Here is a 12,013-nt window from a genome sequence, read left to right as displayed (position 1 = left end):
TTAACCCAGAAATTTAAAAACACATATCAACAACCTTAACCTTGAAAATCAACCACGCCAATCGTTGATTTTTAAAATAGACCTATGAAGCTTGTACTCAACAAACTGATTCTAACCTGTTTAATAGTGTGCTGTATCTCTGCCGACAAGGTGGCAGAAAAGATACTTATATCTGAAGTTCACTTTTCCGGAGGACTTTATATCCACAAGGAAAAACCGGTTACGGGAGAAATTATCGACTACTATGAGAATAATATTCTCAAGTTTACCTATGCGGCACTTGATGGCCGATTGCATGGCAAAGCAACCGAATTCTTTGAAGATGGAGACGTCAAAAGCATTCGTAACTATAAGGTGAATAAGCTTTTTGGCGATTTCACAGAGTTTTATGCCAATGGAGAGGTCAAAGTTCAGTTTGAGGTTGGCCTTAATGCTTACGGGCAGGGAGAAAAGCTAACAAATATAAAAATTAGCAAAGGCCCCGGTAAAAAGCTTAAGTCTTACGAAGAAGGTACACTAATCTTTCTCGATGCAAACCAAAATGCTTTGCAAACCAGCGAGCAAATCTCCATTCTAAAGCAAAGCAAGTTTAGGATTGTAGACGACAAAGGTTCGGTGATTTACGAACAGTAAATAGAAAAAAGCACTAAAAAAGGGTTGTCTGTAAAGCACTTCATGCTCAAATAGACAACCCTTTCTATTTAATTAACAGACCGGCTCTTTAAAGCAAGCTGTTTGTTTTTCTTACTGCATCGGCACTGCTGGCCAACTCTGCTTTTTCTGATTCTGTCAGCTCTATTTCTACAATACTCTCCACACCTTTAGCTCCAATAAGGGTTGGCACTCCTATACAAATGTCATTGAGGCCATACTCTCCTTCCAGCAGGCATGAGCAAGGGAACATTTTTTTAGAATCGTTGGCAATGGCCTGAACCATGGCCGATACTGCCGCACCCGGGGCATACCACGCAGAGGTACCCAACAGCTTGGTAAGTGTGGCTCCACCAACTTTGGTTTCTTGCTTAACTTCTTCCATGCGCTCTTCGCTAATGAACTTAGAAACCGGCACAGAGTTTCGGGTAGCCAAACGAGTAAGTGGAATCATACCCGTATCACTATGCCCACCAATCACCATACCGTCAACATCAGAAATAGGTGCATCCAGAGCTTCGGCCAATCTATATTTAAAGCGAGCCGAATCAAGCGCTCCACCCATTCCAATAATTCTGTGCTTCGGCAAACCGGTAGCTTTGTGAGTTAGGTAAGTCATCGTATCCATTGGGTTAGATACCACAATGATGATTACGTTCGGTGAATGCTTGATCAGATTTTCAGCTACCGACTTCACAATACCGGCATTGGTGCTAATCAGCTCTTCTCGGGTCATGCCCGGTTTTCGTGGAATACCAGAGGTAATTACAGCCACATCGCTGTTCGCTGTTTTTGTGTAATCGTTAGTAGTTCCGGTAATTTTTGTATCGAAACTGTTCAATGAAGCAGTCTGCATCAAATCCATGGCTTTACCTTCGGCAAAACCTTCTTTAATATCAATTAGAACTACTTCTGAAGCAAAGTCTTTGATAGCAATATACTCTGCACAACTGGCACCTACTGCTCCGGCACCTACTACAGTTACTTTCATGGGTTTAAGGGTTTATTTTTACAAACGCGGCAAAGTTAAGCAGCCTTAATTCTAAATAAAATTCAGGCACAAATGTTTAGCACATTATTTTATCAATGGCTTGGGCTCTCTTTCCGGGCATACCAAATACTAGTGGTTTGAGTAGACAATTTGAAGTGCTCTGAAATTCTGAAACCAACTAGCCAGGCAATTTCTCCTTTAGACTCTAAAACCATCACCTTTCCTTTTTCTGATAAAGGCACCTTGGCATCGATTAAAAAGTCGCTGACCAGTTTGCGCTTGCCCTTCATGCCCAGAGGAGCAAACGAATCGCCCATTTTCCAGGGTCTTAAATGCAAGGGAAAACGGAGTCTTTCGAAGTCGAGCATGGCATTTTCAGACGCTTTATCTACCGCAACCTGACCTGCAGAGCATAACCGAATGGTGTAGCCAACCCCATTTACCTTAAAGCTACCGGTGTTTTCCATAACCACCTGTGGTAGCACCTCTGCATTGCTGTCGTTGACTATTAAAAGATCATCTCTATCTATAACAAGCCTATGACTTGCCGAGAGGAATACTTTCCCAACTTCTGTATTTTCTTGCAAGCAATCGAACAACTGTTGGCAAGTAGCATAGTTAAAACTGAAGTCTCTAAGTAGCTCATATAGATCATACGCGCTCTGACATACACTTAGCACAGCCTTTTTGGACAAATGAAAACCATTTGTATCGGTTTTTATAAACTCCGACCTCCACCCATCATACAGCCTTTCAGAAGTATAATAACGAGCGGATAGTTTTTGCAGGTTTTGAGCCATTACCCCTGTAAAATCCGGATTGAGCTGGTGCATAATAGGAATGAGCTGATGCCTGATAAGATTTCTTTTGTAATACGACTCCGCATTACTGGCATCTTCGCGCCACTCTATTCCCGTTGCTGTGGCAAATTCTATCAATTCTTCTTTGGTGAACTCCAACAAGGGGCGTATTACCTCCCGGTTGCATGGCGCAATTCCCCTCAGTCCTTTCAACGAAGTTCCTCTGGCCAAATTCAAAAAGAATGTTTCTATGGAGTCATCTAAATGATGAGCTATAGCCACTTTCTGGCAATTGTGAGTTGTCCGAAGCATTTTGAACCATTCATAACGCAACTCACGGGCAGCCATTTGGGTAGAAATACCCTTTTGTTGGGAATAGGCCTTGGTTTGGAAGCGTTGTACCTCAAAAGTGATGGCCTCTTTGCGACAATAATTTCTTACCAGGTCTTCATCCCTATTTGCCTCTTCGCCCCTCAATTGAAAATTGCAATGAGCTACCACCAAAGGGTATCCTGACTTTTTGAGCAAATGCAGTAGAGTCATTGAATCTACCCCTCCACTCACTCCTACCAGAATGCGATCGCCCGGGTCTATCAAGGCATGCTTTTTGATAAACTGTAAAAAGCGATCATACATGACCCAAAAATAGCACAAATCGCTAATTTTGCCCCCCGTACGAATGAGAAGACTCACATTTTACCTAATTATACTAGCCTTGTGCAACCCATTAATGAGCCAAACCGAGGTAAAGCTCAAACGAGCAGGCTTTTTAGCAAAAGTTAATATTGGCAAAGAAAGTATGCAGCGACTCAAAAACGATGTTTGGCTGGTACAGGGCAACACCAACATTTACTGCGACTCGGCCTATCTGAATAAAGAAACCAATTCGGCCAGAGCTTTTGGCAGAGTAAGAATTATAGATACGGTAGACCCACTTCACATCGAGAGCGACTACATGGAGTACGATGGTAATACGCGAAGGGCCAAACTCCGCAACAATGTGGTAATGAAAGACGATAGCGTAACCCTCTACACTGATTTTCTGGACTACAACCGCACTACTAAAACCGGAAACTACTTTAATGGCGGACGCCTCATCGACTCTCAAAATGAGCTTCAGTCGCAATGGGGGTATTATCATACCCAAACCAAACAAGCCGAATTCTTTCAGAAGGTAACCATGACCAACCCTGATTTCGATCTGGCTGCCGATACGCTTTACTACAACACTAACACCTCTCTGGCCAAAACCAAGGGAAAAACCATAGGCATTACCTCTGACTCTGACACACTTAGAACCAACCATGGGCTTATTTATAACCGTCAGTTGCAGTATGCCGAAGTTTACCGAGGCAACATTAATGGCCCGGACTATTTTATTGAAGCAGACACGCTCATTACAGACGACCAAAAGCAGTTATACAACGCCAGCAGAAACATCAAGCTTATCTCTAAACCCGACTCACTGACCATATATGGTGAGAAGGGCTTCTACAATAAATTGAAAAAGACTTCGCTGGTCTACGACCAGGCCTATTTGCGAAAAATGATGGAAGGCGACTCTCTGTTTATTAGTGCAGACACGTTGTTCTCCGACCAATCTGATGAGAACAACAAGTACCTCACAGCATACCATCAGGTAAAAATGTTCAAATCGAATATGCAAGGCATGGCCGACTCGGTAAGCTATAATTTTGCCGACTCGGTGATTTACATGTACACCGATCCGGTTATTTGGGTAGAGAACAGCCAGATAAAAGCAGACTCCATTAACATTGAGGTTCGAAACAATAAAATCGACAAAATGAACCTCAGGCTCAATTCGTTTGTGATTTCCAAAGATACTTTGGGAAACTACAATCAGGTAAAAGGCCGCGATATGGAGGTCTACTTTAATGAGGGGCTCATTAGTAAGACCCACGTAAACGGAAACGGTGAAAGTATTTATTACCTAAAAGAAACCTCGGGGGCTGTATCTATGAACAGCATGAAGTGCTCCAATATGGCTCTTTATTTTAGCCAAAATACCATAACAGAAATCCGTAATTATGAACAGGTAGACGGCCAGGTGAAGCCCGAATTTGAGATTAGCCGGTTAGACAGACGCTTGCGAGGCTTCAATTGGCTTGGCGATGAAAAACCCACTCTTGAACAAGTGGCGAGGCATTTACGATATGACCGCTAGCCGGGTTAAAAATGGTTAATCTTTCTAGCCTCAGTCACATAAAATTAATGAACCTCTTACCTTCGTTTGTGCTAAGCATACTTAACGCAAGAGCTTCGTTTCAAAATGAAGCACCATGGCTTAAAACTACTGTACGTCATAGCATTAATTGCTCTTAAGCCATTTGAACAAATTGGAAAAGTCTAATCAAACTGATAATTTTGCAGGCTCATGAAAAAAGCCCCTTTCTTTTTCGTTTTACTAGCCATTGTGAGTTTATACTCAAGTTGCACCACCACATTGGGCAAACTGGAGCGCTCCAACGATTACAACGAGCTGTATAACGGAGCCATAGCCTATTACGAAAGAGGCAAATACGATAGAGCCAAATTGCTCTTTGAACGCATATATCCCTATTACAGAGGTTCTGAACAAGCGGAAAAAATTAGATACTACTGGGCCTACAGCGAATACTATATGGGCCTATACCAGTTGGCCGCCTATCAGTTCAAAGAATTTTACCAGACATTTGGCCGAAGCCCATTGGCAGAAGAGGCACAATACATGGAAGCCTATTCGCTTTATCTTGACTCTCCCGATGCGGAACTAGACCAAAACAGTTCTGAACAGGCCGTAATAGCCATGCAAAACTTCCTGAACCGCTACCCCGCCTCTCAGCGCTATCAGGAAGCCAACCGAATAATAGATGAGCTTCAGGTACGGTTTGAAACCAAAGCCTACCAAACAGCCAAACTATACTACAAACTCACAACAGGGCTTTCTTACAGAAACTATTTAGAGGCAGCCCTCGTTACTTTTGAGGCTTTTAAAGAAGATTTTCCCGACTCCAAGTACAACGAGGAGTTGCTGTATCTGAGTGTTGAAACCAGTTTTAAGCTGGCCGACAACAGCATTACAACCAAGAGGAAAGAGCGGTTCGACAAAACGATCGAACTTTACAGAGAATTTACCGAAAAGTATCCTGAAAGCCAGTATACCAATCGGGTTAAAGACTATTACGAACAATCGATAAAAGAATTAAATAAACTGAAAACCGATTAATATGGCAGCAAGTCCATCAATCATTACCAGAGATACTGACCAAATAGCCGCTCAAACCGGCAACATTTATGAGTCAGTAGCTATTATCTCAAAAAGAGCTAAGCAAATTGCCAGCAACATGAAGGAGGAGCTCAACGGCAAGCTGGCCGAATTCGCTTCTACTGTGGATAACCTGGAAGAAATCTTCGAAAACAGAGAGCAAATTGAGATTTCTAAATTCTACGAAAGAATGCCAAAGCCTACAGCTATGGCCATTGAAGAGTTTTTGAATGGTGAAATCTACTTCAGATTCAAAGAGGCCGAAGAGGCTGCAGCAGAAGATAAATAATCTTCATGTTGAAGGGTAAGAAAATAATAGTCGGGGTAACCGGCAGCATAGCAGCCTACAAGGCTGCTATTTTCGTTAGGTTATTGGTAAAAGAAGGAGCGGAAGTGAAGGTTTTAATGACCGAAGCTGCCAAATCATTCATTTCTCCACTAACCCTTTCTACCCTATCTAAAAACCCGGTGCTTTCTGATTTTACCCAAGGCCAGGAAGGTGAGTGGAACAACCACGTAGACCTGGGGCTGTGGGCCGATGCATTCATTATAGCCCCGGCCAGTGCTAATACTATAGCCAAAATGGCTAATGGCCTTTGCGATAACCTGTTACTGGCCACCTACCTCTCCGCCCGTTGTCCGGTGCTTTTTGCCCCGGCCATGGACTTAGACATGTATCAGCACCCTGCGGTGCAGACCAACATTCAACGACTTCAGCAATTTGGCCATACACTCATAGAAGCACGGCATGGAGAACTAGCCAGTGGTCTTGTTGGCCAGGGACGAATGGCCGAACCGGAAGAGTTGACAGAAAGTCTCTCTGATTTTTTCGGCAGAAACGCCCCTCTAAAAGGCAAGAAGGTACTCATTACAGCAGGGCCAACCTATGAAGCCATAGATCCGGTACGGTTCATTGGCAACTACTCTTCGGGTAAAATGGGCTTTGCACTGGCTCAAGAAGCAGCTCAAATGGGTGCGCATGTCACCTTGGTGGCGGGGCCAACTCACTTAGTCATTGAACATCCCCTGGTGAATAGAATCAATGTAAGAAGTGGAAAAGAAATGTATGAGGCCTGTGAAGAACACTATGCCACATCGCACATCAATATATTTGCGGCAGCCGTGGCCGACTATGCCCCTGCTCAGGTGGCCAACCATAAGATAAAGAAGGAAAATGATGCCTTTGAAATCAAACTGAGCAAGACCATAGACATTGCCAAAACACTCGGATCTAAAAAAAGAGAAGAACAATTCAATGTGGGTTTTGCCCTGGAAACCAACAACGAGATAGAACACGCCAAGGGAAAAATAAAAAGTAAAAACTTCGACCTGATTGTACTTAACTCGTTGCAAGACACAGGTGCAGGCTTCGGACACGATACCAATAAGATTACCCTCATTGACAAAGCCAATAATATTCAACATTTTGAGTTAAAGTCTAAAACCGAGGTTGCCAAAGACATTATCAAAAACATTGTTGAAAAAATTTAGCCTTTCACTACTTCTGTTACTCACTGGCCTGGCACCACTCTGTGCTCAGGAACTCAACTTTACAGTAAGTATTAATGCCGATGTTGTTCAAACCACTGAGCGTGGCATCTTTGAAGAAATGAAAACCGCTTTCGAACGGTTTTTGAATGACACCAAATGGACCGATGATCAGTTCAGAAACAATGAAAAAATAAAAGGCAACCTAATTCTCACCATTCAAGATCAGCCCAGTATTGGCAGATTTACAGCCAACGCTCAAATTCAGGTGGTGCGCCCCGTGTATGGTAGCACCTATGAAACATTGTTGCTCAACTTTGCCGACCGCGACTGGGAATTTCAATTTACACAATCGCAGCCGTTGCAATTCAATGAAAACAGCTTTACCAACAACATCACCTCCCTTCTGGCCTACTATGCTTATATCGCACTAGGCGTAGACTACGACTCTTTTAGTCCGCTTGGAGGTACATCGCACTATGAAAGAGCCCTAACCATAGTGAACAATGCACAAAACTCCGGAGCCGTTGGCTGGGGGCAGTTTCAAAGCCGAAGAAATAGATATTGGCTGGTAGAAAACCTCTTTAGCAACGGTCAGTTTCAACCGGTTAGACAAGCCCTATACGATTACCACCTCAACGGACTTGACATTTTTCAAGACACCCCCGAAGAAGCTCGTAAAAATATTTATGAATCGCTGGTAGAGATTCAAAAAGTAAATGCTATTCAACCCAATGCCATCCTCATTATTGCCTTTCTCGATGCAAAAAATGACGAATTGGTAAATATTTTTTCACAGGGTGAAATGTCTCTTCGCAGGCAGGTATACAACGAATTACTTAAGCTAGACCCAACCCGCAGGTCAAAGTACCAAAAGATTGTTCAAAACTGAGTTTAGCCTCTCGGCACTTGCACTCTCTCCCTTCTTAAAATTGCTCCATCCGGTAAAAAATGATGTTGTTTAGAGTAGGCTGAATTGATACTTTTGCTTCATGCTGAAAAGCCTCTCCATAGAAAACTACGCTCTCATTAAGCAACTGCAAATTCGTCCGGTGGGCTCGCTCAATATTATTACGGGCGAAACTGGGGCCGGAAAATCTATTATGCTGGGTGCCCTCGGACTCCTGTTAGGTAAAAGAGCCGAGTCGAGTGTAGTGTTCGATGAGCGCAAGAAGTGCATTATTGAAGCCATATTCGACATAAAAGCCTACGCGCTTCAAGACCTGTTCGAAGCTCACGACCTTGACTATGACGAGGAGTGCATTGTAAGGCGAGAAGTAAACGCCAATGGCAAATCACGAGCTTTTATAAATGACTCACCCACTACCTTAGAAGTGCTTAAGGCCCTGGGCGTACGTCTAATGGACGTGCACTCTCAGCATGAAACCCTGGCTCTTGGCAATAGCACATACCAATTGCAGGTAATTGATATTGTAGCCAATAATGAACCGCTCAAGCAAGCCTACAAACAAGCTTATAACCTCTACAAAGAGAAACAGAAAATACACCGTGAGCTTGTTGAAGAAGGTAACCAAATGAGCAAAGAGGCCGACTATTATCAGTTTTTGTTTGAAGAACTCGACAAAGCCGCCTTGTCTCCAAATGAGCAAGACGAATTGGAACAAGAGCTTTCCCGGCTGGAACATGCCGAAGAAATTAAAACAAAGCTCAACGAAGCCTTAATGCTCACCGATCAGTCCGAATTCAATACCCTTTCACTAATTCAGGAATTAAAAGGTTCACTGAGTTCAATTAGCGCTTATGGCAAAGCCTATGAACAATTAAGAGAGCGTATTGAAAGTCTGCAAATTGAGCTGAAAGATATTGTGAGCGAACTTGAAAATGAGGAGGCTCGGGTAGAGGTAGACCCGCAACGTATGCAAGAATGTCAGGAGCGGTTGAGCCTCATTTACAAGCTGCAACAAAAACACCAGGTAGGCTCTATTGAAGAACTATTAGATATTTATGAAGAACTCGGGCAAAAAGTAATGCGGCTGGGCAATCTCGATGAAGCCATAGAGGAGGCGGCCAAAGCCGAAAGCAGAGCTCTTGCGGCCGCCCAACAACAAGCCAAAGCACTCTCAGATTCGCGAAAAGCCGTATTCGTTCAGCTAGAGCAATCGGTAAAAGAACTACTGAGCGACCTGGGGATGCCCAGTGCCACCCTTCAGGTAAAACATGAGGAAATTGCATTGAGCCCATCGGGTTCAGACCTAATTGATATTCTCTTTTCGGCCAATAAAGGCATCTCTCCCAGCCCTTTAAAACAAGCGGCTTCCGGTGGAGAGTTTTCGCGACTTATGTTTGCCATAAAGTACATTCTGGCCGACAAAACCGCCTTACCTACAATCGTATTCGATGAGATAGATACGGGCATTTCCGGAGAAATTGCTATAAAAATGGCGCAAATGATGGAACGAATGGCACAAAACCATCAGGTAATTACCATTACCCACTTGCCACAAATTGCCGCTAAAGGTGCAGCTCACTACTTTGTGTATAAAGATGAGTCTGAAACCACTACCAACAGCCAGATTAAACTCCTCAACGAAGCCGATCGCCTGAAGGAAATTGCCGAAATGATTGGAGGCAAAGGAGCATCGGCCAAAGCCCTGGACTCGGCCCGCGAACTAATGAACATGGGTTGAGGCGTTTCCACACCTCTCTCAAAACCAGACAGTCATTAACGTTTATTTAGATCAATTCTGATTTCAATCGAGGTCACTACTTTTAGCCTCTCCTTTAGTATTTTGGAAGTTATGAGGAGATGCGCTGTATACGCTGTTCTGTGCCTGCTGTTAGTTTGTAACCTGGCAGCCCAAGACCAAAGAATTTCTTACGAAAATCATACGGCCTATCTCACCGAAATACTGGCTCACACATCGTCCAATTCAGGGAAAGATATTCACTTTATTGGCTGGCTGCTCAACACCAGTCAACTCAATTTTCCAAAAGGTCATAGCCTGAACCTCAGCCTGGCACTTACTCACGGTGGAGAACCCTCAGCCAACATTGTTGGCGACTTGCAAACATTCTCGAACCTTGAAGCCGGTTTCAATTACGGCTTCTTTGAGGTTTATTATCAATACAAACAAGGTGACTTTTGGGTGAAACTGGGGCAGGTGGATATCAACACCGATTTTCTCGTTAGCCGCAACGGATTGCTCTTTACGCATAGCTCTTTTGGCATAGATGCTGTAGCCGCTATGAACGTACCCGCTCCCACCTACCCGGTAACCGGTTTTTCACTTACCACTCAGATACCCATTACCGAGTTGGTGAGGATTAAAGCCGGTATATTCGATGGTCAGTTTGCCATGCCCCGAAACAACTATCTGGGCATTAACTGGGCCCTGAATGAAAAAGAGGGACTCATTTACGTTCTGGAGCCGCGGTTCCAACTGTTCAAAAACCGGTTAGTGCAGAAAGTGGGGTTTTACTATCATTCAGGTACCTTTACTGATTATACTCCCGGTGCAAACACGACCACGGAAGGGCTTTCCGGACTTTACCTGGTGAGTGATCTTATGCTCTTGCAATGGCAAGAAAAGAAGAAGCTCAGCCTTTTTGCACAATACAACCTCACGGTTAAACAAAAGGCAAGTTTGCTCGACTATTACCTGGGGTTGGGAATGAAAATAGACAATCTCATAAACTCCAGTCGACCCAATGCTCTGGGAATGGCTGTTGCTCATGCCAAAGTAAATACAGAATATGGAAATTTGGCCGATGGGCTGGCCTCTGAAACAGTGCTTGAAATTAACTTTAAGCAAGAAGTTGACGACTGGCTCAGTCTTCAGCCCTACTTCCACTACATAGGCATGAACGAAATTCGCAGACCTATGAAAAACCCCGTTGTACTGGCACTCAGGGCCTATATTGAATTCTGAGCTAAATGTGATTCTGCAAACTCTCCATTTTAAATCCAATTCCCTATTTTTGACACGCAAAACGATCGAATATCATGTCACATAACCTACTTAAAGGAAAAAGAGGAATCATTTTCGGTGCGCTAGATGAGCGCTCTATCGCCTGGAAAGTGGCGCAAGTTGCCCATGCCGAAGGTGCTTCTTTTACATTGACCAACGCCCCAATTGCTCTGCGAATGGGAACAATTAATAAACTGGCTGAAGAGTGTAATGCCGAAATTATTCCGGCCGATGCTACTTCTGTAGAAGATTTGGAAAACTTGTTTACCAAATCTATGGAGGTTTTAGGCGGAAAAATAGATTTTGTTCTGCATTCCATTGGCATGAGCCCCAATGTGAGAAAAGGCAAAAACTATGGCGACCTAAACTACGACTGGCTAATGAAAACACTCGATGTTTCGGCTATCTCCTTCCATAAAGTAATGCAAACAGCCGAGAAGTTAGACGCCATGAATGAGTGGGGATCTATAATGGCACTCTCATACATTGCAGCACAGAGAACCTTCCCTGACTACTCTGATATGGCCCACGCCAAAGCCATGCTTGAGTCTATTGCCAGAAGCTATGGAGAACGATTTGCCCGACTTAAAAAAGTACGTGTAAATACCATTTCTCAATCGCCAACCATGACCACTGCCGGCACCGGTGTTGGAGGTTTTGATGTATTCTATGATTATGCCGACAAAATGTCTCCACTAGGCAATGCCAGTGCTGAAGATTGTGCCAAATACTGTGTAATGTATTTCTCAGACTTTACGCGAATGGTAACCATGCAAAACCTAATGCACGATGGAGGATTTTCTACCTCGGGCATTACAGATCGGTTGATCGAAGATTTGAAGAAAGACAACTAATACAAACAGGGGTCTTAGCAACTCGTGTGTCAATC

At 43.7% G+C, this 12,013-nt stretch carries 11 protein-coding genes; 9 read left to right on the top strand and 2 right to left on the bottom strand.

Annotation, left to right across the window (positions count from 1 at the left end):
- The first annotated feature begins 84 nt into the window (after nt 1-84).
- Nucleotides 85-633, top strand: a complete 549-nt coding sequence (locus B3O12_RS18305) for a toxin-antitoxin system YwqK family antitoxin (protein ID WP_189629772.1) — start codon at nt 85-87, stop codon at nt 631-633.
- Nucleotides 634-721: 88 nt separating this feature from the next.
- On the opposite strand, the gene mdh is transcribed toward B3O12_RS18305, so the two are convergent.
- Both mdh and tilS read right to left on the bottom strand, forming a co-directional pair.
- A complete protein-coding gene (mdh, locus tag B3O12_RS18300; RefSeq protein WP_286757338.1) occupies nt 722-1,642 on the bottom strand; it encodes a malate dehydrogenase in 921 nt (306 codons plus the stop codon).
- Between the two features lie 92 nt (nt 1,643-1,734).
- The gene (gene tilS, locus B3O12_RS18295; protein ID WP_286757337.1) at nt 1,735-3,135 is read right to left on the bottom strand and encodes a tRNA lysidine(34) synthetase TilS; all 1,401 of its coding nucleotides are present in this window, start codon (nt 3,133-3,135) and stop codon (nt 1,735-1,737) included.
- Here tilS and B3O12_RS18290 point away from each other — a divergent pair.
- From B3O12_RS18290 to B3O12_RS18255, 8 genes are all read left to right on the top strand, one after another.
- The gene (locus B3O12_RS18290) at nt 3,122-4,627 is read left to right on the top strand and encodes an OstA-like protein (protein ID WP_286757336.1); all 1,506 of its coding nucleotides are present in this window, start codon (nt 3,122-3,124) and stop codon (nt 4,625-4,627) included. The genes tilS and B3O12_RS18290 overlap by 14 nt on opposite strands.
- A gap of 210 nt (nt 4,628-4,837) precedes the next feature.
- Complete coding sequence (locus B3O12_RS18285) at nt 4,838-5,668, top strand: outer membrane protein assembly factor BamD (protein WP_189629768.1); 831 nt, start codon at nt 4,838-4,840, stop codon at nt 5,666-5,668.
- A gap of 1 nt (nt 5,669) precedes the next feature.
- Entirely contained in the window at nt 5,670-5,996 is a 327-nt protein-coding gene (locus tag B3O12_RS18280; protein ID WP_189629767.1) for a DNA-directed RNA polymerase subunit omega, read from the top strand.
- A 5-nt stretch (nt 5,997-6,001) separates the two neighbouring features.
- Nucleotides 6,002-7,198 carry a bifunctional phosphopantothenoylcysteine decarboxylase/phosphopantothenate--cysteine ligase CoaBC gene (gene coaBC / locus B3O12_RS18275; RefSeq protein ID WP_286757335.1) on the top strand — a complete coding sequence of 399 codons (1,197 nt, stop codon included), beginning with the start codon at nt 6,002-6,004 and terminating at the stop codon, nt 7,196-7,198.
- Nucleotides 7,185-8,087 carry a DUF4835 family protein gene (locus B3O12_RS18270; protein WP_286745745.1) on the top strand — a complete coding sequence of 301 codons (903 nt, stop codon included), beginning with the start codon at nt 7,185-7,187 and terminating at the stop codon, nt 8,085-8,087. Before coaBC ends, B3O12_RS18270 begins: the two co-directional genes overlap by 14 nt.
- A 100-nt stretch (nt 8,088-8,187) precedes the next feature.
- Nucleotides 8,188-9,843, top strand: a complete 1,656-nt coding sequence (gene recN / locus B3O12_RS18265; protein WP_286757333.1) for a DNA repair protein RecN — start codon at nt 8,188-8,190, stop codon at nt 9,841-9,843.
- 111 nt (nt 9,844-9,954) lie between these two features.
- Nucleotides 9,955-11,085 (top strand): carbohydrate porin, encoded by a 1,131-nt coding sequence (locus tag B3O12_RS18260; protein ID WP_286757331.1) that lies wholly within the window; start codon nt 9,955-9,957, stop codon nt 11,083-11,085.
- Nucleotides 11,086-11,159: 74 nt separating this feature from the next.
- Nucleotides 11,160-11,978, top strand: a complete 819-nt coding sequence (locus B3O12_RS18255; RefSeq protein ID WP_286757330.1) for an enoyl-ACP reductase FabI — start codon at nt 11,160-11,162, stop codon at nt 11,976-11,978.
- Nucleotides 11,979-12,013: the final 35 nt, after the last annotated feature.

Origin of the sequence: Roseivirga sp. UBA838 (assembly GCF_002296035.1) — a bacterium.
GTDB lineage: Bacteria > Bacteroidota > Bacteroidia > Cytophagales > Cyclobacteriaceae > Roseivirga > Roseivirga thermotolerans.
The sequence above is the reverse complement of the archived record's forward strand: the minus strand, read 5'-3'. Positions and strand labels throughout refer to the sequence as shown.